Here is a 23078-nt window from a genome sequence, read left to right as displayed (position 1 = left end):
AGAATATTTAAAATAATTGCAAAATTATTAATGCGTAAAAGCGTATGTTATAATATTTGCTCCCATTTTTAATGCTTTTAATCGTATTTCTTCAGGATCATGATGAATTACTTCATCTTCCCAACCATTACTTAAATCACTTTGATAATCGTAAAAAACAACCAAACGTCCCTTGTGAAAAAGTCCAAATCCTTGTGCTGGTTTTGCATCATGTTCATGAATTTTAGGGAGTCCATTATCAAAAGAAAAATTTTGATGATAAATAGGATGTTTATTCGGTATTTCTTTAAAATCGAGGGAAGGAAACACTTTTTTCATTGCCTTTCGGATATATGGATTTAAACCATAATTATCAGAAATATGTAAAAATCCTCCAGCAATTAAATAATTTTTAAGATTGATAGCTTCTTGTTCAGAAAAAAATATATTTCCGTGTCCTGTAATAAAAATAATTGGATAATTTTGGATTGTATCATCTTCAAGTGTTGCAGTCTCAATTTTTGAATCAATAGCAGTATTGCTATTCGAATTGCAAAATCTAATTAAGTTAGGTAAAGCTGTTGGGTTTGCGTACCAATCACCGCCTCCTTTATATTTTAAAACGGCTACTTGTTGTCCAAAAATACTAATGCAATGTATAAAAAATAAAAAAAGTAAGATGTTTTTTGTGTTTTTCATGTAGAATATACGTTTATAGTTTCTAAATGTAAGCTATAAAAAGAATAAAAAAAAACATCAATAGTATCACTATTGATGTTTTTAAAATATAACACTCCTCTTTTTCATTATTAAGAAAACTTAATAACTTTTTTAAAATTGTAAAAAACCCTTTCAAAGTTTCTGATACAAATTTACTAGAATAAATACAAAAAGAGTGTTAAATCATCCAGATTGGGTGATTTCGAACCATTTTTAGCTAAAAATTTAACTATTTTTTTAAAAGTTGTTCCTTTTTAAATTGAACAGGAGTATATCCTGATAGTTTTTTGAAAACAGTAAAAAAAGTCGATTTTGAATTAAAACCAGATTCTAAACCAATTGAGGTAATTGTATAATTTGAATAATTAGCATCAAGTAAAAATATTTTTGCTTGTGCAACTTTCTTTTCATTAATATAATCGGTAAAAGATTTGTTCGCCACATTATTGATAATCAATGAAAGTGTACTTGAACTCAATTTAATATCTTTTGATAAATTTTGTAAGGTATATTTAGCTAATAAGAATTTTTTATGATTATTAATAAAAGTATCAATTTCTAAGAATTGTTCTTTTTGTTTGGCTAAAGAATTTTTTTCAGTATTTGAAGCAACCGTTTCAGCAGGTGCGCTGGTGGTTATTGGTTGATGATTTACAGTAGAAATGGGGAGAATTAGAGGTATTTCTTTTAATGTCTCCTTTAATTCTGATTTTTTTAATTCTTCTAACTTTAAGTTTATTAATAATGATTTTCTAATTTGTTTACGTTCTTTAGAAATTCTTAATTGTCTTAATCCCTGATAACCGACCCAGTAAATAAGTAATGTTGTGTAAACTCTAAGTGGATAATAGGAGAAAATAAAGCTTGTAAAGTTTAATTTAATTTTGATACCAAGGGCAAATAACCATAATACATAACCGACAGCGGTTAGTTTAAAAAAAGTATGTAGCCATTTTAGACTATCAAAAGTAAGTATTTTAGACCTAATTTTTTCTTTTCTATTAAGGACAAAAAAGGAATATGAAAAAATAATTAAAGAAACCAATAGGCTGATTCCTTCTTCGAAAGAACTATATTGTTCGTATATGCGATTTAATTTTTCAGGAGCATCATCAACATTGTAATTATACATAAAAATAACTTGTGTAATTACAATTACTAAAAACATGGGAAGTATTATTTTTAATAAATTGTACGATTTTTTAGCGATTTTTAAATAATGAATTAAAAACATATATAAAAAGGGCATCGCTAAAAAGTGCCAAGGAATTTGCAGATAATTTAAGGTAAATTTATGTTGTAATAAATTTCGTTCTAATCCCCATGATTGAATATTATTTAAAGAAATAACAAAAATTAATAAATTTAAATAAAGCATGCTTTTTTCTCTTCCGTTCTTAGAACAAAGAAGAATGATATTAAACGCAAAACCATGTAAAGCACTAACAATTAAGAATAAATCGAATATATCTTTCGTATTCACTAGGAAATTTTGGGTTCAAATATACAGTTACTGATGCATAAAACCAATAGTCTGCACTACATTTAAACCAGCAGTTTCGGTACGTAATCGATTTTGTCCTAAAGAAATAGGTTGAAAATTAAGGTTTAAACATTTTTCTATCTCTTTTGATGAGAAATCACCTTCAGGACCGATTAAAATTGTATAGTTCGCATTTTTATCGGTACTATTTTTTAATAATTTTTTTTCAATATTTTCTTCACAATGTGCAATAAATAGTTGTTCTGAAGTAAAATCTTGTTTTAAAAATTCTGATAATTTTATAGGATTATTCAGTTTTGGCAAGGTAAACTGTAAGGATTGTTTCATTGCTGATTGTACAATTTTATTCAATCGTTCAATTTTAATTATTTTTCTTTCAGAATTATCACAAATAATCGGCGTAATTTCATCAATTCCGATTTCAGTTGCTTTTTCTAAAAACCATTCCAATCGATCATTATTTTTGGTTGGTGCAATGGCAACGTGCAGATAATAATTACGATTATTTGGTTTTTCCTGATAGTTAACAACAGTTGTAAGACATCTTTTATCATTAGCAATTGTTATTGATACCGAAAATAAAAAACCAGCGCCGTTTGTTATGTGTAAAATATCGCCTTCTTTTTTTCTTAAAACGCGTACAATATGTCTACTTTCTTCTTTATCAAAAGTAATTTGTTTGGTTGCTGTGGTAATATCAGGATTAAAAAATAACTGCATTATAAATCAAGTTTATAGGTTCTTCTTCTTTTGTGCGTTGTCGGATCAAAGTCTTTCCAAATTTGATGGATTGCGGTATTATCTTCTAATTCAGGCGTTCTGATACAATTTATGATGCCTTTTTTAGCAAAAGTTTCACAATATTGTTTAAAAATAATAGCAATAACGCCTTTATTTTGATATTCAGGAGCAACACCTATTAGGTAAAAAGTAACATCTTTAGAATTTTTACGAGCATTGAGTAGGTGAAAAATTCCGAAGGGAAAAAGTTTTCCATTTGCTTTTTGTAATGCTTTTGAAAAAGAGGGCATTACAATAGCAAAGGCGACTAATTTATCATTTTTATCGACTACGAATTTTATATATTCAGGATTGATAAAACTGATGTATTTCTCTTTAAAATGTTGAATTTGTGCGTCGGAAATAGGCACATACGTTGATAATTTCGAATAAGATTTACTAAACAATTCAAACATTTCATCAACATAAGGCATTATTTTTTTTGTAGAAGTAAAATCGAGTGGTTTTAAGCCGTAACGTCTTTGAATTAAGCGACTTGCTTTTCCATATTTTACGTCATCTACATTTTTAAAAAGGAATTTACTTTCTAGATATTCTTTTTCTTTTAGGAAGCCTAATTGTTCAAAATGTTTGGCATAATACGGATGATTATACCAAGTAATCATGGTTCCGATATGGTCAAAACCTTCGACTAATACGCCTGTTTTATCTAAATTATTAAATCCAACAGGACCTTCAATAAATTTTAAATTGTGTTTTCGTCCAATTTCTTTTACTTTTTCAAGTAATGCTTGGGTAACTTTTAGATTATCAATAGCATCAAACCAACCGAAGCGTATTTTTTTGATGCCTTGTTTTTCAATTTCATACGTATTGATAATAGCAACGACACGTCCGACAATTTTATTATTTATCAAAGCGATAAAAAAATGTGCTTTAGCGTATTCAAAAACGGGATTTTTATCTTTGTCAAAGATATCAACTTCATCATTAATAATAGGCGGCACCCAGTTTTTGTTATCTTTATAAAGAGAAAAAGGAAACTTTACAAATTGTTTCATTTCCTTTTTAGAAAATATTTCTTTAATTTCAATCATGAAACAAAGGTAGTATTTTTAATTATTTCTCTTCTGATTTTTTTGCGTCTTCTTGTTTCTCTTCTTGCTTTTCGTCTTGCTTATCTTCTTGTTCTTGTTTCTGATTTTCTTCTTCTTCTTTAAGTAAATCTTCTTCTAAGTCTTTGATTTCTTTTTCAAGTTTCAGGCGTTCTTTTTCCTTTTCTTTGGCTTGTTTTTCTTGAGCTTTTATGAATTCTTTTTCTTGTTTCAGGCGTTCTTTTTCTTTGTTTTTGCTTTCTTTTTTAGCTTTCTTTTTGGCTTTTTTATCAGCTTTTCGTTGTGCTTTACTAGTTTTTTTCTTTGCTTTTTTGTCCTCTTTGGTAATTACATCAATTAATGATTTTGAACGTTCTCTTCTTGGTTTTTCGATGGTTATTTCTTCTTCATTTTCACCATCTTTTACGATTACTTTTAGAGTATCTTTCTTTTTAAAGAGTCCTTTAATTTTGGCGATAAAACGTCCGAAGAATCCTTTATTTTCATCATATTTTATATCTTCTTGTTCTTCAATTTTATTACCAAATTCATCAACTTCAATAAATTTATCTTTGTGTTTATTTATTCGATAGGATGCTCCAATAGCGGTGTATAATCCTAGTTCTTTCTGTTCTAAAATCCCTCTAACTGAAGCATTAAATTGTAAGTTTTCGCTAAATAGATAGGCGGCACCAATTCCTACATTTGTTTTATTTTTCTTTGGATTAAAAACTCCTTGGATTTCTGCAAATCCCGACCAATAATCGTTAAAATTTCGGGTAGCGGTAACAATGTAGGAGTATTCTGAAAAATCAGTACCAATATTATCGTAATATAAATTGGTGATTACGTATAATTGGTCTGAAAATTCATTTTGAAGTAAAATTCCAGCCTTCGGACTAATACTTTCTTGTTGATGATAGCCGTTTAAAACACTTCCAAAATTAGCTCCTGCATAGATTCCAACATGTGGAATCCATCTTTTAAAATCGAAGGCGTATCTTTTTCTCCAGCTTCTAATTTCTTCTTTTTTATTTTCGTATTTTGGAGCGTATACTAAATATTTAGCTCCTAGCGTCAATTTGCTTAATCCTATTTGATTATAAGAGGATTCAAAAATATTTTTAAATGCAATTTTATCTCTTTGGAAGGAGGTATTTACATTTAATTCTAATTTTTCGGTAAAAAAACTGGTTCTAAATAATAAATTTAGTCCTAAGGCTTCAGGATTACTAAAAAGTGGAATTGGATTTGTTTTTTTTAAAAAAATGCTAGATTCAAATTGATATACGCCTAAACCAACACTGTATGGGCTTTGCGAAAATCCTGGGCGATTTGAGTTTATAACCGTTGTATATTGAGCGTTTACAGCTATGGAAGTACAAAAAACAAAAAGTAAAAGGAGTTTTTTTATCATGTTATAAAATCAATTTATACAAAAATTATACAATTACTACAAACATACATAAAATACAATTTACAATTAAATATAAGTTTTGTAAAGTCTTAACGCTTCCTTTTAGTTCAAATTGTTATTTTTGATTAATTTTTTATTAAAATTTATGATGATACATTTAAATGAAGCTGGACCTATGAATTTTTTAAGAACAATATTAATACTAGTACTAATTTATTATACGGGTAAATTTCTAATGAAATTATTTGGACCTTATCTCCTTAAAAAGGCGGTTGATAAAGTTCAGAAAAAAGCGAAACAACAGTTTAACAATCAGCAACAAAATCAGCAAAACCGATCATATAATCAACAACAAAACGATGTTGAAATAGGAAAAACGGTGGTTGATAAAAAGCCAGAAAATTCCTCAAAAAACATCAGAAAAAGTAATGATTCGGTGGGTGAATATGTTGATTTCGAAGAAATAGATTCGTAAAACACTAAAATAACACGACAAAAAAATAAGCATTCATATCTTATGAATTATAAAAAATTGATTCCCTATGCAATAACATTGGTTGTTTTTGCGATTATATCGTTGTTGTATTTCAATCCTGTTTTAAGCGGAAAACAGCTCAAACAAGGCGATATTACGCAGTTTATAGGAATGTCTAAACAGGTAAAAGAGTATCGAATTGAAAAAAATGAAGAACCATATTGGCTAGGAAATGCGTTTAGCGGAATGCCTGCATATCAGGTTAGTGCGTATTATCCGAACGATTTTGTGCGTTATATTGATAAAGTAATTCGTTTTTTACCACGCCCGGCCGATTATTTGTTTTTATATTTCTTCGGATTTTTTATCTTATTAACGGCTTTAAAAGTAGATTGGAAATTAGCCATTTTAGGAAGTTTATCCTTTGGTTTTTCTACGTATTTAATTATTATTTTTGGTGCGGGACACAATGCAAAAGCCCATGCAATCGGTTATATGCCGATGGTAATTGCAGGTGTTTTATACATCTTTAGAAAAAAATATTTGTTAGGATTTGTCTTAACTTCTTTGGCGATGGCGTTAGAAGTGTACACAAATCATCCACAAATGACCTATTATTTAGGTTTTTGCTTATTAATTTTGGCAATTGTTGAATTTATTGAAGCATTTAAAACCAAAAATTTATCGGTATTTGCAAAACAAGCCGTTATTTTAATTGTAGCGATGGCGATTGGTTTGGGCGTAAATTCGACTCGATTATTATCGATGAAACAATACAGCGATTTTAGTACGCGTGGAAAATCGGCATTAACGATTAATCCAGATGGTTCTTCAAAAGAAAAATCAACGGGATTAGATAAATCGTATATCACAGAATATAGTTACGGAATTGCTGAAACTTTTAATTTGATAATTCCTCGTTTTATGGGCGGTGGAACTGTTGAAGAATTGAATTCAGATTCTAATTTTTATCAAACTTTAGAAAAAAATGCAGGTAGAAATGTTGCTAAAGAATATTCAAAACAAGTTTTAACCTATTGGGGAACACAACCAATTGTAGAAGCTCCCGCATATATTGGAGCAATTTTATTTTTCTTGTTCTTTTTAGGTGTTTTCTTGGTAAAAGGACGTTTAAAATATTGGTTAGTATCGGCAACTATTTTTTCAATAGTATTAAGTTGGGGGAAAAATTTTGCAGGAATCACTAATTTTTTTATTGATTATGTGCCATTGTATAATAAGTTTAGAGCAGTTTCATCGATTCAAGTAATTGCAGAATTATGCGTTCCTTTATTAGGTATTATTGCTTTACGTGATTTGTTTTCATCAAAAGTGACATCCGAAGAAAAAGAAAATGCTTTAAAAAATGCTTTTTATGTTTTAGGAGGAATTACTTTATTATTTGCACTTTTCGGATCTAGTTTATTTGCTTTTGAAGGATTAAGAGATGCGCAATATCAAGAATTACCAACTTTAATTGATGCCTTAATTGCTGATAGAAAAGCCATGTTATTTAATGACAGTGTTCGTTCTTTTTTATTGATTTTAGCTTCAGCTGTATTGTTGTGGTTTTATCTGAAAGGAAAATTAAAACAAGTACCTGTTATACTAATTTTAGGAGCTTTAATTATTTTTGATTTAGTTTCTGTTGATATTAAATACGTAAATAAAGAAGATTTTACATCGGCAAGAAAAGTTTTAAAACCATTTACAGCAACCCAAACTGATAAAGAAATTTTAAAAGATACGAGCCATTATCGTGTAGCAAATTTTAGCGTAAATCCTATGCAAGATGGAAGAACATCGTATTTTCATAATTCGATAGGAGGATATCATGCTGCTAAAATGAAGCGATATCAAGAATTATTTGATTATCAAATTTCTAAAAATAATATCGAAGTATTAAATATGTTAAATGCAAAATACTTTATTGTTGGCGATGATAAATTACAAGAAAATACTGACGCAAATGGAAATGCATGGTTTGTAAATAGTTTAAAAATTGTTACATCGGCAGATGAAGAAATAGTTGCTTTAGATAGTTTAAATACTAAAACATCAGCTGTAATTAATGGACGAGAATTAAAAAGAAGTCCACAAGGATATATGGATTATAATAATCTATTTAAAAAAGATTCAACAGCTACAATTTCATTAATTAAAAATGATGTTACAACGTTGGTTTATAAAACTGATACACAAGAAAATCAGTTTGCGGTGTTTTCAGAAATTTATTATAAAGATGGTTGGAATGCTTATTTAGATGGCGTTAAAACTGAACATTATCAAGTTAATTATGTACTTCGAGGTATGGAAATACCAAAAGGAAACCATGAAATTATCTTTAAATACGAGCCGAAAATAATACAAACAGGAAATAAAATTACGTTATTTTCATACGCTTTATTATTATTGATTCCGATGGGTTGGTTTTTTATCCGAAAGAAAAAAACTAAAAACTAAACTTAAAATTGTTGTTTAAATATTAAAAATGTACAAAAAACTTCCTAAAAAAAGATATCATCATACGCTAGAATTTTTAAAGAAAAATGTGCCTGCACCCGCAGTTATTTTAGATTTAGGTGTTCGGAATCCTTTTTCTGAAATAATGGAAGAAAATGGTTATACGGTTTATAACACCGAAGGCGATGATTTAGATTTGTTGCCAGAAATTGTTAAAAATTATAAAGTTGATGTTGTAACGGCTTTTGAAATTTTTGAACATTTAATAGCACCTTTTAATGTTTTAAGAGCTATTGAAACTACGAAAATTGTAACAACTGTACCTTTAAAATTGTGGTTTGTTGATGCATACAGAAGTAAAGATGATATGTGGGACAGACATTATCACGAGTTTGAAGATTGGCAATATGATTGGTTATTAGAAAAATCGGGTTGGAAAATTTTAGATACTAATAAATGGACAAGCCCTATAAATCAAATAGGAATTAGACCTTTTTTAAGAAAATTTACGCCTAGATATTACGCTGTGTACGCAGAAAAAGAGTCGTAAAAATATGAAAAAAGACATCAAAATAGGCAAGAGGATAGGAATGATTTTAGATAAAACATTTCCCCCTGATCCTAGAGTTGAAAACGAAGCAATTGAGTTATTAAAACAAGGACATCAAGTGTTTTTGTTTTGCTTAACTTACGGAAATCAAAAAAAAAATGAGTTTATAAGTGGCATTGAAGTAGTCAGATATTCATCAAATAAAATAGAATACAAATTATCGGCTTTAGCCTATACAATTCCGTTTTATTCTTATTTGATGAAAAATAAAATTGCTGATTTTTTAGAGCTTTATAAAATCGATGTAATTCATGTACACGATATAGTAGTTGCCGAAGCTGTCTTTTTAGCGAATAAAAAGCAACTTCCTGTAGTGTTAGATTTGCACGAAAATCGTCCGCAGATAATGAAGTTTTATCCGCATTTAAAAAAGTTTCCTGCTAATATTTTAATATCAGTAAAAAAATGGCAACGTAAAGAGGTTGAATTAATAAATAAAGCATCAAAACTGATTGTTGTAACCGAAGAAGCTAAAAAAGAGGTGTTAACCAGAACTCAAATAAAAGCTGAAAATATAGCGGTTGTTCCTAATACGGTTCGAAAATCTTTTTATCAAAATATTGAAACATCAGCTAAAAAAGATACAAATTTCAATCTATTATATATCGGGGATACGGGCGAAAGAAGAGGTTTGAAAACAGTTATAGAAAGTTTACCAGAATTACAAAAAAGTATTAAAAATATACGATTTATAATTGTTGGAAAAGTAAGTTCAGAACTTGAAAATATTGTAAATAAGTTAGCGTTAAATAAGGTAGTTGTTTTTGAAGGATGGCAAAACGAAAGTACTTTTCAACAATATATTATTGATAGCGATGTTTGTTTATCGCCTTTACATAGAAATATTCATCACGATACAACCTACGCAAATAAATTGTTTCAATATATGAGTTTAGGAATACCTTTGTTGGTTAGCAATGCAACAGCTCAAGAAAATTTAGTAAAACGTGTAAATTCTGGCTTGGTACATGAAGCCGAAAATATAGCCGATTTTACAGCAAAAATTTTAGAATTGTACAATAATACTTCTTTAAGAAAAACGTTAGCAATTAATGGAAAAGAGTTTGTAAATAACTCTTTTACTTGGGATAAAACATCAGAAGAATTAATTAATTTATATGCTAATTTATGAGTCTGTTTAAATTTAATTTGAAAAAAAAAATATCAGATAAAAAATAAAGAACCGCATCCGTCAACCTGAATTTATTTCAGGTTCGCATCCTAATTTGCCGAAGAAGTTCTCTTGTTGATGCGATGCTGAAATAAATTCAGCATGACGAGAAGTTAGTCTTTATTTTTAAACAGACTTTATAATTAATTTTATATATCATTTTTAATCTTTTATAATTTGAAAGTACTAATTATTACTTATTATTGGGTGCCTGCAGGAGGTTCAGGTGTACAACGTTGGTTGAAATTTGTAAAATATTTGCGAGATTTTAATATCGAACCTGTTGTTTACACTGTTGATGATGCGAAATACCCAATTATGGATGCATCTTTAAAAAGTGATGTTCCTGATAATTTAGAAGTTATTAAAAAAGGCATTTATGAACCGAACGATTTTTTAGCAATATTTAAAAAAAAGGAAACTAAAACAAGTGCTGGTTTTTTAAATCCGAATCCAACTTTTTTTGGAAAAATAGTACAATATATTAGAGCAAATTATTTTATTCCTGATGCTCGTAAATTTTGGATTAAACCATCAGTAAAATATTTAGAAAAATATTTATCAGAAAATAAAATTGATGCCATTATTACTACGGGCCCTCCGCATAGTTTGCATTTAATCGGCTTAAAATTAAAGAAAAAATTAAACATAAAATGGATTGCAGACTTTCGTGACCCGTGGACGGATATTGATTATTTTCATCAATTGCCATTAACTAAAAAAGCTATTAAAAAACATCATCAATTAGAACAGCAAGTTTTAAAAAATGCGGATGTAACGCTAGTAGTTGGCGAAACTATGAAAGAAAATTATAAAAAGTTTTCAAAAAATATTCATGTAATAACCAACGGATACGATTCATCAGAAAATGAAAAAAATAAGGTTGTTTTAGATGAAAAATTCTCGATAACGCATATCGGATTAATGAATTCAGATAGAAATCCGACTATTTTATGGAAGGCTTTAGCTGAATTATCCGAAGAAAATAACACTTTTAAAAACGATTTAGAGATAAAACTAATCGGTAAATTATCTGATGATGTAGTTGCTGATTTAGAAAAATATCAATTTAAAAATGTTCAAAAAATAAATTACGTTCCACATAAAGAAGTACAAAAATATCAACGTAATTCACAAGTTTTATTACTCGCTGTAAATAAAGTTCCTAGTGCTAAAGGAATTATAACAGGTAAAATTTTCGAATATTTACAAGCAAAACGCCCTATCTTAGCAATTGGACCTGAAGATGGCGATTTAGCAGAAATCTTAAAAAAGACCAATTCAGGAACTATTGTTGATTTTGATGATAAAGAAGCGATTAAAAAATCAGTTTTAAATTTGTATAATAGTTACAAAGAAAATAGGTTGCAAGTTTCTTCAAAAAATATCGAACAATACCATCGCAAAGCTTTAACTAAACAATTATCCGAAGTACTTAAACAATTAAATAAGCCCTTAAAAAATTCGTAATTCTTGAAAAAAATAGTCACTATATTAGGAGCCAGACCTCAGTTTGTAAAAGGTGCGGTGTTAAGCAGAGTCATAAAAAATCATCAAGAAATTGAAGAAATAATTGTGCATACAGGGCAACATTTTGATGCCAATATGAGCGCAGTTTTTTTTGATGAAATGCAAATTCCGAAGCCAAAATATAATTTAAATATTAATGGTTTAAATCATGGTGCGATGACAGGGCAAATGCTAGAAAAAATTGAAGAAATTTTAATCGCTGAAAAACCTGATGCAATTGTGGTTTATGGCGATACAAATTCTACTGTTGCAGGGGCTTTATCAGCAAAGAAATTACATATAAAAGTAGTGCATATTGAAGCAGGATTACGTTCGTATAATATGCAAATGCCCGAAGAAATAAATCGAATTATAACCGATAGAATTGCCGATTTATTAAGTTGCCCAACACAAGTTGCTATTGATAATTTAAAGCAAGAAGGTTTTGATAATTTAGCTATTAAAATTGAGCAACATGGCGATATTATGAAAGATGCTGTAGCGTTTTACGGCACTTTTTCCGAAGAAAAATCAACAGTTATTGCTGATTTAAACTTGACAAAAAATGAGTTTGTATTAGCAACTATTCATCGTCAAGAAAATACGGATGATAAACAAAAATTGACCAATGTTTTCTTAGGATTAGAAGAAATCAATAAATCAAAAAAAGTGGTAATGCCGTTGCATCCTCGGACAAAAAAAATGCTCGATTTATATGGTTTAAAACCGAATATCACTTTTATAAATCCTGTTGGTTATTTTGATATGCTCGAACTTTTAAAAAATTGTAATTTGGTCGTTACCGATAGCGGCGGACTTCAAAAAGAAGCCTTTTTTAATAAAAAATATTGCATCATCGCTAGAGAAGAAACCGAATGGACAGAGCTTGTAAGCAACGGATATGCTAAAATTACAGCTACAAATCCAAAGAAAATAACGACTGCTTATACCGAATTTTTAAAAGCAACAAAAGATTTTAAAGAAGAATTATACGGGAATAATGTTGGCGAAAAAATATATCAATCAATCATCAAATTAATAAATTCATAAATTGGGAATCGTATTAAGACAATCAATTAAAAACACCATAATTATCTATTTAGGATTTTTAATCGGTGGAATAAATACCATATTTTTATATGCTCGTTTTTTAAAAGATGAATATTATGGATTGGCAACCTATGTATTTGCCGCATCCAATTTATTAATGCCCGTTATGGCGTTAGGAATTCAATTTACGATTGTTAAATTTTTTTCCGCCTATAAAACTAAAAAAGAAAAAGATAGCTTTTTAAGTTCCATACTTTTTTTACCCTTATTAATAGCCTTGCCGATCGGTTTTTGTTGGGATGTTTTTCATAATTTAATTATGAGTTACATATCAAAAAGTAATATTGAAGGTAATTTAATTATCGAAAATTATACCATTTATATTTATATAATTGCCGTTTGCTGTGCGTATTTCGAAGTTTTTTATTCGTGGGCAAAAGTACAAATGCAATCGGTTTTTGGGAATGTTTTAAAAGAACTTTACAACAGAGTCGCTATTATGACCTTATTATTTGCTGTAAATTTTGATATCATCACCAAACAAGAATTTTTATATTATATGACCATTGCATATATTATAAGAACTTTTTTGATGCTTATTTATGCGTTTAAATTATACACGCCAAGCCTAACTTTTACTTTACCTTATAACTTTAAGGAAGTGTTACGTTATTCATTTTACATTGTTTTAGCAGGAAGTGCGGGGGCATTGGTTTTGGATATCGATAAAATAATGATTCCTGGAAAAGAAGGTTTTGCAACCGCCGCATATTACGGAGTTGCGTTGTTTATTGGAAGTTTTATCGAAGCGCCAAGCCGAGCAATGGGACAAATTTTACAACCATTAACATCAAAAGCTATCAACGAAAATAACGATAAAGAAACCAATAGTTTGTATCATAAAAGTGCGATTAATTTATTATTAATTGGTGGCTTATTTTTTATTTTGGTGAATTGTAATGTTGATGAATTATTTAAAATAATGCCCAATAAAAACTATGCTGGAGGTGGTTTAGTGGTTTTATTAATTTCAGGAGCAAAATTATTTATGATGTCTTTAGGAAATAACGGAGCAATTATTCAAAATTCAAAATTTTATAGAATTACCATGCCAATCGGAATAGGAATGGCACTTATGGTTACCTACTTAAATGTATTCTTTTATAATGATATCGGAATGGGAACAGAAGGTTTGGCACTAGCAACCCTATTAGCAGTCGTAACTTTTAACGCCTTTAAACTTTGGTTTGTACATCGTAAATTGAAAATGTTTCCATATACAATGAAAACATTACAAATGATTCTGATAATTATAATCCTGTTTTTAACTTTCTATTTCTGGAACTTTTCTATCCCTGAATTTTCAATAAAAAGTATTAGAATTGACCCAATTATTAATATCAGCCTAAAAAGTATTTTAATTATTTCTATCTATTTATTTGTAGTCGTTAAATTCTCAATATCAACACAAATGAATGATTTAATGAGCCGATTAATATCAAAAATTAATAGATAACAAAAATACACATCAAAAAAGAGGGCGAACACATAGGTTCGCCCCAACAAGAAGACATATTTTCTTATTTTTCATGTATCTTTAGCCTTAAAAAAAACTTCAAAAAAAGTTTAAAAAAGCTAAAAAAGAAGATGAATAAAATCAATACCAGAAAAGCTCTTAATCCTGCGTACAGAAAACACAAACCGCTAAGAAAAGAAGTAACCAATTTTATAACAGAATTACAAACCTGTATCAATGCCGTAAAATTAAGCGATGAAAATAACGAAAGTGAAGAACATATAAAATATCACTTTACAACGTTCTTTAAAAATACGTTCTACGCCAATAATTACATCAATACTAAAGATAGAATTGATTTAGCAATCTATACTGAAAATAACCCAAAATCGGAGGTTAGCGTACTTATTGAAGCCAAAAAACCAAGCAATAAAAACGAATTTCTAAAAGAAGATAATCTTAATAAAAAAGCATTACAAGAACTTTTATTATACTATCTGCGTGAACGAATAGACAATAATAATAACAGTATAAAACACCTTATCGCTACAAACGGATACGAATGGTATCTCTTTAAAGCAGAAGATTTTTATACCTATTTCTTCAAAAATAAAGCCTTACTAAAAGAATATCAAAACTTTAGAGACGGACTAAAAGATTCCTCGAAAAATGAACTATTCTACAACGAAATAGCTCAAAAATATATCGGCGAAATTCAAGATAAATTGCCTTTTGTATATCTGAATTTTGCTCAAACAAATTTCCAAAAGCTAAGCGATGCACACTTAAATACACTCTATAAAATATTTTCTGATGTACATATTCTTGGAAAAACATTCGGAAATGATAGCAATCAACTTAATAAAGCATTCTATAATGAATTATTACACATTATCGGATTAGAAGAAATTAAAGAAAAAGGTAAAAAAATAATCAATAGAAAAAAACAAGAAAATAGAGATTATGCCTCCCTTTTAGAAAATACAATATTCCATATTGAAGATAGAGATTATCTATCAAAAATAAAAAGTATTCCAAATAATAGCGATAAACAATTTAACGCAGGACTCGAACTTTGCTTAACTTGGATTAATCGAATATTATTCCTTAAATTATTAGAATCGCAATTAGTAACCTATCATCAAAATAATCAAAAATATCGATTCTTACATACCAAATTTATAAACGGATTTGATGACTTAAACGACCTTTTCTTTTCCGCTTTAGCAAAACCAATAGAACAAAGACACCCAAAATATAAAGACAAATATCAAGAAATTCCCTATTTAAATAGTTCCCTATTTGAAAAAAATACCCTAGAGAATGAAGCTTTTGAAATATCAGCGTTAAATAACGATGAAATTCAAATATACAATAACACCGTTTTAAAAAATTCCAAAGGAAAAAAACAACAAGGAAAATTACCAACTCTTGATTATTTATTCCAATTCCTTGACGCATACGACTTCGCAACTGACGGAAATGAAGGAATTACCGATGAAATTGAAACCAAAACATTAATTAACGCATCCGTACTTGGACTGATTTTTGAAAAAATAAACGGATACAAAGAAGGCTCATTCTATACTCCAGCATATATAACAATGTATATGTGTAAAGAAACTATCAGAAGAACCGTAGTTCAGAAGTTTAAAGAACAAGAAAAAAATAGCATTGAAACTTTTGAAGATTTACAAGCATATTGTAGCCAATTTTTTAAAGTTGATGATTTAAAACGATTAAATAATATCGTAAATAGTATCAAAATTTGCGACCCTGCCGTAGGATCAGGACACTTCTTGGTTAGTGCTTTAAATGAATTAATTGTTATCAAAAATGAACTCCGTATTTTAACCGATGCTAAAGGAATTTTATTAAATTGTGATATCGAAATTGTAAATGATGAATTGTATATCACAAACCAAAATAATGGACTCTTATTTGAATACAATCCGAAAAGTAAAGAAAGTACCAAAATACAACATACCCTATTTCATCAAAAACAAACTCTTATTGAAAATTGCTTGTTTGGCGTAGATATTAACCCAAATTCCGTTAAAATTTGCCGTTTACGTTTGTGGATTGAACTGCTCAAAAATGCCTATTATACACCAAAAAATACCTTACAAACACTACCAAATATCGACATTAATATTAAATGCGGAAACTCACTAATTAGCCGTTTTAATTTAAATGATGATTTAAAAGAGGCCTTTAATAATAAAGAACTTAACTATTCTTTTATAGATTACAAAAATGCCGTAGCCGAATACAAAGATACAAACGACAAAAATCGTAAAAAAGAAGTGCTACAAATTATTGAACAAGTTAAAAATAACTTTAAAAGTACACTCGATAACAGCTTTATTCAAAAATATCAGAAAATACAAGGAACTTTAATTAACGAACAAGAAAGACAAAAAAACTTAATCAATTTTGGCGAAAAAATTAAAAAATCCGAAAAAGACGAACTTAAAAAATTACAAATAAAAGCCCAAAAAGCATTCCAAGAAAAAGAAGAAATTACCAATAATGCAATATATCATAACGCTTTTGAATGGCGTTTTGAGTTTCCTGAAGTATTATCCGAAGATGGAAATTATATCGGTTTTGATGCCGTTATTGGGAATCCGCCGTATGGTGTTTCTATAAAAGGAAAACAAAGAGAACATCTTGTAAAAAATATTATAAAAGTACCTGATTTTGAAATATATTATTGGTTTATTGAAAGGTCTTATCAAATATTAAAAACTAAAGGAAATGTATCTTATATTGTTCCTAATACAATTTTATTTAATGTTTTTGCTCAAAATTATCGTATAAATTTATTTGAGAAATGGAGTATTAATGAAATTTTAGATTGTACAGATATAGATATTTTTGATGAAGCAACTGTGAGAACAATAATTTTTCAATTTCAAAAAGATGGAGAACATAATAATTTATTATATAAAAGAACCAATGAACTAAAAGAATTTAAAGAGTTTTACGATAGAAATATTGAAAAAATTGATAAAGAAACAACAATAGCAAATAATCAGAATTGGAGTTTAATATTTAAATTAGATAAAGAGGTTTTAAAATTAATTTCAAAAATAAAAAACGATACAACTAAATTAGATAAATTATTTCCAGATGTAAGTCAAGGACTTATAGCTTATGATAAATATAAAGGACAATCAAAAGAAGTGATACAAAATAGAGTATTTCATTCTTTAGAGAAAACTAAAGAAACTCATAAAAAATGGTTATATGGTTCTGATGTTACAAGATATTCTGTTAAATGGAATGAAAAAGAATATATAGAATATGATAGTGGTATTGCAAACCCAAGGAATCCTAAATTTTTTAAAGGTAAAAGAATTTTAATTCGTGAAATAACTAATCCTAGAATTTTTTCAAGTTTAACAGATTTAGAACTTTATAATGACCCATCAATTTTAATTATTAAAGAAAATAAAGAAAATTTTAAAATAGAAGTATTACTTGCAATTTTAAATTCTAAGTTAGCTACTTTTTATCATTTTAATTCATCACCAAAAGCAACAAAAGGAGCTTTTCCTAAAATATTGGTTTATGATATAAAAAACTTTCCAATAAAAGAAATATCAGAAAAAGAGCAAACGCCATTTATAGAAAAAGTAGATAAAATATTATCGATAAAAAAGGAAAATCCTGAATCGGATACGAGCGTTTTAGAAAAACAGATAGACCAAATGGTTTATAAATTATATGGTTTAACGGCTGATGAGGTTGCTATTGTGGAGGGTTTCTAGCTAAAATTTTTTAAAAAACCTCTTTGTTAAAATCAAAGAGGTTTTTTTTATAGTTAGAGTTGAATTTCGTTGTTTTGTAATAATTCTAAAATAATTGGTTTTATTTTATTGAAATCATCGCCTGATTTTATTTTTTGATGATATTTTATTTTAATGATTGCTTTATCGAAATCGGATAATTCATTGGCAGTTGTTACGGCACACATTACGGACTTAGGGCAATATTTTAGGCTACTATGTCCTAAACCTAAAAGGTGTCCTATTTCATGATATGTTAATTCGATATTCGTATTTTCTATCCAAATTCTACCTTTAGTAATAATTTTTTCATTTTGCGGATTTTCTTGTTTCCAAGTAGTTGTAGCGTATCCTTTGGTATTTTGGTCGGTTATATATCTTGGGATATCTTTCCATGTTTTTCCGACATTTTTTTTATTGGTTATAAGTAGGTGTACATTTGCGTTTTCAAAATCGTTTACGATTTTAATATTCATTCCATCGCTGAATAGTTTATTATAATTTCCGATTATTTTTTGTATATTTTCTTTGTATTCTTTAGTGATATTTCCGTCTAAGAAGAGTCGTATTTCTTTTTTCCATTTCAGATTTTCGGTATCAATAGCGACTTTTTGATATTCTTTTATTAGTTCGTTTTGTTTTTGGTTTAATTTATTTTGATTAATTTCATTTTCATCAATTTTACTAAAAATAGTTCCTTTATTACAAGAACTTATCAATAAAATGATTGCTATTTTGAGTATAATTTTTGTTATAATTTTCATGTTTTTGCTTGATTATTAGTTTGATATTATTGTTTTTATTTAAACAGGCTCTAATAATAAACGATTTTTTTTGATAATTGATATAATTAATTGGTGAAATTAATTGGTGAAATTAATCTATATAAATGGGAATTAAAAAAACCTCTTTGATTTTTACAAAGAGGTTTTTAAGTATTTTATTTTTGATAAGAGAAATAGTTAAATTTCGTTATAAACGAATTGTTATTTTTTGATTACAACTTCTTTTGTAAGTAATAATTTTTCAATAATAGGTTTCATTTCATCGAATGAAGTATCTGATTTTACATCAGAATGATAACGTATTTGTATCATTGCTTTATCAAAAGCGGATAATGTTTTAGCGCTTGGCACACCGCACATTACAGAAGTTGTACAATATTTTTGGCTACTATGTCCTAATCCTAAAACGTGTCCTAATTCATGAAATAATAATGAAATATCGCTACCTGTTTCTACCCAGATTCTACCTTCATTAATAATTTTTTCTCCGCCATAAGAGCTTGATGACCAAGAGGTAGTTCCGTATCCAATAGCACCGCCAACATAGCTATAAATATCTGACCAAAAAGAAGCTAATTCATTTTTCGTAGCATTGTATAAATGTACATTTGATTCCTTTGCTGTTTTTACGAGTTTAATTTTTGTTCCATCAGAAAATAATGGATTATAGGTATCTAAAACTTCATTTACGATTTTTTTGTATTCTTTGGTAATATTTCCATCTAAAAAGATTGCAATTTCTTTAGTCCATTTTAAATCATCAACAATAGTTTTATATTCTTGCATAAACTCTAGTTGTTCATTACTCAGGGTTTTATCAGTTTCAGAAGTTTCAGATTCGTCTGTTTTATCAGTTTCGGATTCGTCTGTTTTATCAGTTTCAGAAGTTTCAGATTCCTCTACTTTATTAGTTTCAGAAATTTCAGATTCCTCTGCTTTATTAATAATAGTATCTTCACTACAAGAAAATATTATTAAGATTGTTAAAGAGCTGATTAAAAGTAACAGTAATTTTTTCATAATTAGGGGGATATTTGTGTTATTTAAAGATGTAAAAACCTCTTTGTTATACAAAGAGGTTTTAAGTATTTATTTGTAGCGATTTGCGACTATTTAATAAGTTCGTACGAACGTTTGATAAAGTTTGTTAAAGCTTCACCATGTAATAGGTTTTGCGATAATTTCGCTAAATCAAAAGCTTGTGTAATGAGTTCTTTTTTCTTGTTATCATCAGCATTTAAGATTTCAGAAACTAATGGAGAATTTGTATTTACCACTAAATTATACATTTCAGGTAAATTCCCCATTCCCATCATTCCTCCGCCACCACCAGAGGCTTGCATTTCTTTCATACGTCTCATAAATTCAGGGACAGTAATTAAAAATGGCGATGAATTAGAATCCATTGCTTCTAATTGTACGGTATATGTTTGTGAAGCAATTACGCCTTCAATAACAGGTTTTAAAGTAGCAACTTCTTCTTCTGATAATTTCGAGATAACTGCATCATCTTTTTTGATTAAGTTATCGATAAAATCAGCATCTACACGAACAAACTGCACTTTTGTTTCACCTGCAGTTTCTAGTTTTTGCATTAAATGCGATACAATTGGCGAATCTAAAACGACAACTTCGTATCCTTTTGCGGTTGCTTCTTGAATATAACTGTGTTGTGCGTCTTTGTTAGAGGCGTATAAAACGATATGATTTCCGTCTTTATCAGTTTGGTTGTCTTTAGTTTTTTCGATTAATTCATCAAACGTAAAATAGCTATCGCTTACCGTTGGATATAGGGCAAATTTCTTGGCTTTATCAAAGAATTTATCTTCGGATAACATTCCGTATTCGATAATTACTTTGATATCGTTCCATTTTTGTTCAAAATCGGCTCTATCTTTTTTGAATAATGATGCTAATTTATCACCTACTTTTTTGGTGATATATCCTGATATTTTTTTAACAGCGCCATCGGCTTGTAATCCAGAACGAGAAACATTTAAAGGAATATCTGGCGAATCGATCACCCCTTTTAGCATTTGTAAAAAGTCAGGAACAATTCCTTCTACGTTATCGGTAACATACACTTGATTTTGATACAATTGGATTTTATCCTTTTGCATATCTAAGTTTTGTGTAAGTTTCGGGAAGAATAAAATACCAGTTAAGTTAAACGGATAATCTACATTTAAGTGAATATGAAATAACGATTCTTCAAATTGCATTGGATACAATTCTCTGTAAAAGTTGGTATAATCTTCATCATTTAAATCAGCAGGTGCTTTTGTCCAAGCTGGGTTTGTATTGTTGATGATATTATCAACTTCAATTTGTTTGTGTGGTTCAGTGGTTTCTTTTCCTTCTTCGTCTGTTGTTGTTTGAGGTGTAAATTCAGGGTCGTTTATTTTCTTCGTTCCAAATTTAATTGGCACTTGATTAAAACGGTTGTATTTATTCAACAAACCACCGATTTTACTTTCTTCTAAAAACTCTAAAGAATCTTCAGCGATATGCAAAATAATTTCTGTTCCTCGGTCAGTTTTGTCGTGAGGAACTAAGGTATATTCAGGAGAACCGTCGCACGTCCAATGTGCTGCTGGTTCGTCTTTAAATGATTTAGAAATTAAATCTACTTTATGAGCCACCATAAAAGCCGAATAAAAACCTAAACCAAAGTGTCCGATAACACCCGTTTCATTTTTATCGTCTTTATATTTTTCTAAAAATTCTTCGGCTCCAGAAAACGCAATTTGGTTGATATATTTTTCAACTTCATCGGCAGTCATTCCTAAACCTTGGTCTTTTATGGTGATGGTTTTTGCTTCTTTATCGATACTAATTTCAATTTTAGCATCGCCTAATTCGGTTTTTGCTTCCCCGATAGAAATTAAGTGTTTTAATTTAGTCGTTGCATCTGTTCCGTTAGAAATTAATTCACGTAAAAAAATTTCGTGATCAGAATACAAGAATTTTTTAATCAGTGGAAATATATTTTCTACCGACACATTAATACTTCCTTTGCTCATAATTATATATTTTGTTTGATTTACAGTTTATTTACTGATGTTATATAACAAAAAAAATACCAAAAGATGTTTGGAAGATATTTGGAACATATTTTATGACAAAATGACGTTTTTACTATTTTTTATGTTAAAATGGCTATTTTTGTAGGTACGCAAAACAACAGTTAAATACTAAAAAGTTAATATGTATAATTCAAAAATAACAGGATTAGGTTATTATGTGCCAGAAAATGTAGTTACAAATGATGATTTAAAGGAATTTATGGATACTTCTGATGAGTGGATTCAGGAGCGTACAGGAATTGAAGAACGTCGTTGGATAGATCCAAAATCAGGAGATACGACAGCGGTAATGGGTTTTAAGGCATCAAAAATAGCGATTGAGCGTTCGGGCTTACAAAAAGAGGACATTGATTTTATTGTTTTTGCAACGTTAAGCCCAGATATGTATTTTCCAGGTGGAGGTGTACAGGTGCAAGAAATGTTAGATTTACCAACAATTGGTGCGTTAGATATTCGCAATCAATGTTCGGGTTTTATTTATGCGATGTCAGTTGCTGATCAGTTTATTAAAACTGGTATGTACAAAAATATTTTGGTCATTGGTTCGGAAAATCATTCTGGCGGATTAGACAAATCAACCCGAGGAAGAAATGTTTCGGTAATTTTTGGAGATGGAGCAGGAGCAGCGGTTTTATCAAGAAGTGAAGAAAAGGGCAAAGGAATTTTATCGACACATTTACATTCAGAGGGGAAACACGCTAAGGAGCTGATGTTAGAAGGACCTTCAACAAGTCGTTGGGTTCCTGAACTTATCGCTAATAATAATCCTGAAGATGTTTCCTATTATCCATATATGAATGGTCAATTTGTATTTAAACATGCGATTGGTCGTTTTTCAGAAGCGATTGTAGAAGGTTTGGAAGCAAACGATTTACAAAAAGAAGATATTGATATGTTAATTCCGCATCAAGCAAATTTACGTATTGCACAATTTATCCAGCAGAAATTTCAATTATCGAATGATAAGGTGTATAATAATATTATGAAATACGGAAATACTACGGCTGCATCTGTAATTATTGCTTTAACGGAAGCGTGGGAAAAAGGCAAAATTAAAGATAATGATTTAGTTGTTTTAGCTGCTTTTGGTAGTGGATTTACTTGGGGTTCTGTTATTATTCGTTGGTAATTATCAAATAATAATCGTAGGGGCAGACCTATGTG

At 29.0% G+C, this 23078-nt stretch carries 17 protein-coding genes; 9 read left to right on the top strand and 8 right to left on the bottom strand.

All coding sequences use genetic code 11. The features are described from left to right. Window positions 1-27: 27 nt before the first annotated feature. The 5 genes from L0U77_RS10890 to L0U77_RS10870 all read right to left on the bottom strand — a co-directional run bounded on the left by L0U77_RS10890 (window position 28) and on the right by L0U77_RS10870 (window position 5455). On the bottom strand, window positions 28-678 hold the full coding sequence (locus L0U77_RS10890; RefSeq protein ID WP_233897456.1) for a DUF4159 domain-containing protein: 651 nt from the start codon (window positions 676-678) through the stop codon (window positions 28-30). Window positions 679-928: 250 nt separating this feature from the next. Beyond that, window positions 929-2182, bottom strand: a complete 1254-nt coding sequence (locus tag L0U77_RS10885) for a helix-turn-helix domain-containing protein (protein ID WP_233897457.1) — start codon at window positions 2180-2182, stop codon at window positions 929-931. Between the two features lie 27 nt (window positions 2183-2209). Next, on the bottom strand, window positions 2210-2923 hold the full coding sequence (locus L0U77_RS10880; RefSeq protein WP_233897458.1) for a 16S rRNA (uracil(1498)-N(3))-methyltransferase: 714 nt from the start codon (window positions 2921-2923) through the stop codon (window positions 2210-2212). Beyond that, window positions 2923-4041, bottom strand: a complete 1119-nt coding sequence (locus L0U77_RS10875; RefSeq protein WP_233897459.1) for a GTP cyclohydrolase — start codon at window positions 4039-4041, stop codon at window positions 2923-2925. The genes L0U77_RS10880 and L0U77_RS10875 overlap by 1 nt, the downstream gene beginning before the upstream one ends. Window positions 4042-4063: 22 nt before the next feature. Continuing rightward, window positions 4064-5455 (bottom strand): transporter, encoded by a 1392-nt coding sequence (locus tag L0U77_RS10870; RefSeq protein WP_233901178.1) that lies wholly within the window; start codon window positions 5453-5455, stop codon window positions 4064-4066. A gap of 145 nt (window positions 5456-5600) precedes the next feature. On the opposite strand from L0U77_RS10870, the gene L0U77_RS10865 reads away from it, so the two are divergent. The 8 genes from L0U77_RS10865 to L0U77_RS10830 all read left to right on the top strand — a co-directional run bounded on the left by L0U77_RS10865 (window position 5601) and on the right by L0U77_RS10830 (window position 18025). Continuing rightward, window positions 5601-5930, top strand: a complete 330-nt coding sequence (locus L0U77_RS10865; RefSeq protein ID WP_233901177.1) for a DUF4834 family protein — start codon at window positions 5601-5603, stop codon at window positions 5928-5930. A gap of 42 nt (window positions 5931-5972) precedes the next feature. Further along, window positions 5973-8393, top strand: a complete 2421-nt coding sequence (locus L0U77_RS10860) for a YfhO family protein (protein WP_233897462.1) — start codon at window positions 5973-5975, stop codon at window positions 8391-8393. Between the two features lie 28 nt (window positions 8394-8421). Beyond that, complete coding sequence (locus L0U77_RS10855) at window positions 8422-8943, top strand: class I SAM-dependent methyltransferase (RefSeq protein WP_233897463.1); 522 nt, start codon at window positions 8422-8424, stop codon at window positions 8941-8943. A gap of 4 nt (window positions 8944-8947) precedes the next feature. Next, window positions 8948-10135 (top strand): glycosyltransferase family 4 protein, encoded by a 1188-nt coding sequence (locus L0U77_RS10850; protein WP_233897464.1) that lies wholly within the window; start codon window positions 8948-8950, stop codon window positions 10133-10135. Between the two features lie 216 nt (window positions 10136-10351). Next, window positions 10352-11644 carry a glycosyltransferase gene (locus tag L0U77_RS10845; RefSeq protein ID WP_233897465.1) on the top strand — a complete coding sequence of 431 codons (1293 nt, stop codon included), beginning with the start codon at window positions 10352-10354 and terminating at the stop codon, window positions 11642-11644. A gap of 3 nt (window positions 11645-11647) precedes the next feature. Then, entirely contained in the window at window positions 11648-12733 is a 1086-nt protein-coding gene (gene wecB / locus L0U77_RS10840; protein WP_233901176.1) for a non-hydrolyzing UDP-N-acetylglucosamine 2-epimerase, read from the top strand. A gap of 1 nt (window position 12734) precedes the next feature. Continuing rightward, window positions 12735-14249 carry a lipopolysaccharide biosynthesis protein gene (locus L0U77_RS10835; RefSeq protein ID WP_233881983.1) on the top strand — a complete coding sequence of 505 codons (1515 nt, stop codon included), beginning with the start codon at window positions 12735-12737 and terminating at the stop codon, window positions 14247-14249. Window positions 14250-14380: 131 nt separating this feature from the next. Then, entirely contained in the window at window positions 14381-18025 is a 3645-nt protein-coding gene (locus L0U77_RS10830) for a type IIG restriction enzyme/methyltransferase (protein ID WP_233901175.1), read from the top strand. Window positions 18026-18078: 53 nt separating this feature from the next. Here the strand turns inward: L0U77_RS10830 and L0U77_RS10825 are convergent, their stop codons facing one another. From L0U77_RS10825 to htpG, 3 genes are all read right to left on the bottom strand, one after another. Continuing rightward, window positions 18079-18807: a DUF2927 domain-containing protein gene (locus tag L0U77_RS10825; protein ID WP_101916534.1), complete on the bottom strand. Its 729-nt coding sequence runs from the start codon at window positions 18805-18807 to the stop codon at window positions 18079-18081. A 222-nt stretch (window positions 18808-19029) separates the two neighbouring features. Further along, a complete protein-coding gene (locus L0U77_RS10820) occupies window positions 19030-19848 on the bottom strand; it encodes a zinc metalloprotease (RefSeq protein ID WP_233881967.1) in 819 nt (272 codons plus the stop codon). An 89-nt stretch (window positions 19849-19937) separates the two neighbouring features. Then, window positions 19938-21851, bottom strand: a complete 1914-nt coding sequence (gene htpG, locus L0U77_RS10815) for a molecular chaperone HtpG (protein WP_233898695.1) — start codon at window positions 21849-21851, stop codon at window positions 19938-19940. 184 nt (window positions 21852-22035) lie between these two features. Between htpG and L0U77_RS10810 the strand changes: the two genes are divergently transcribed. After that, window positions 22036-23043: a 3-oxoacyl-ACP synthase III family protein gene (locus tag L0U77_RS10810; protein WP_233901174.1), complete on the top strand. Its 1008-nt coding sequence runs from the start codon at window positions 22036-22038 to the stop codon at window positions 23041-23043. The last annotated feature ends 35 nt before the right edge of the window (window positions 23044-23078 follow it).

This window comes from Tenacibaculum piscium, from assembly GCF_021390715.1.
Lineage (GTDB): Bacteria > Bacteroidota > Bacteroidia > Flavobacteriales > Flavobacteriaceae > Polaribacter > Polaribacter piscius.
Note: the sequence above shows the minus strand (reverse complement) of the source record. Positions and strands in the feature narration are given on the sequence as shown.

Excerpts from the sequence above, each read along its gene's own strand:
- L0U77_RS10890 (WP_233897456.1), bottom strand. The coding sequence starts at position 678 with ATGAAAAACACAAAAAACATCTTACTTTTTTTATTTTTTATACATTGC.
- L0U77_RS10880 (WP_233897458.1), bottom strand. The coding sequence starts at position 2,923 with ATGCAGTTATTTTTTAATCCTGATATTACCACAGCAACCAAACAAATT.
- L0U77_RS10875 (WP_233897459.1), bottom strand. The coding sequence starts at position 4,041 with ATGATTGAAATTAAAGAAATATTTTCTAAAAAGGAAATGAAACAATTT.
- L0U77_RS10870 (WP_233901178.1), bottom strand. The coding sequence starts at position 5,455 with ATGATAAAAAAACTCCTTTTACTTTTTGTTTTTTGTACTTCCATAGCT.
- L0U77_RS10865 (WP_233901177.1), top strand. The coding sequence starts at position 5,601 with ATGATGATACATTTAAATGAAGCTGGACCTATGAATTTTTTAAGAACA.
- L0U77_RS10860 (WP_233897462.1), top strand. The coding sequence starts at position 5,973 with ATGAATTATAAAAAATTGATTCCCTATGCAATAACATTGGTTGTTTTT.
- L0U77_RS10855 (WP_233897463.1), top strand. The coding sequence starts at position 8,422 with ATGTACAAAAAACTTCCTAAAAAAAGATATCATCATACGCTAGAATTT.
- L0U77_RS10850 (WP_233897464.1), top strand. The coding sequence starts at position 8,948 with ATGAAAAAAGACATCAAAATAGGCAAGAGGATAGGAATGATTTTAGAT.
- L0U77_RS10830 (WP_233901175.1), top strand. The coding sequence starts at position 14,381 with ATGAATAAAATCAATACCAGAAAAGCTCTTAATCCTGCGTACAGAAAA.
- L0U77_RS10825 (WP_101916534.1), bottom strand. The coding sequence starts at position 18,807 with ATGAAAATTATAACAAAAATTATACTCAAAATAGCAATCATTTTATTG.
- L0U77_RS10820 (WP_233881967.1), bottom strand. The coding sequence starts at position 19,848 with ATGAAAAAATTACTGTTACTTTTAATCAGCTCTTTAACAATCTTAATA.
- htpG (WP_233898695.1), bottom strand. The coding sequence starts at position 21,851 with ATGAGCAAAGGAAGTATTAATGTGTCGGTAGAAAATATATTTCCACTG.
- L0U77_RS10810 (WP_233901174.1), top strand. The coding sequence starts at position 22,036 with ATGTATAATTCAAAAATAACAGGATTAGGTTATTATGTGCCAGAAAAT.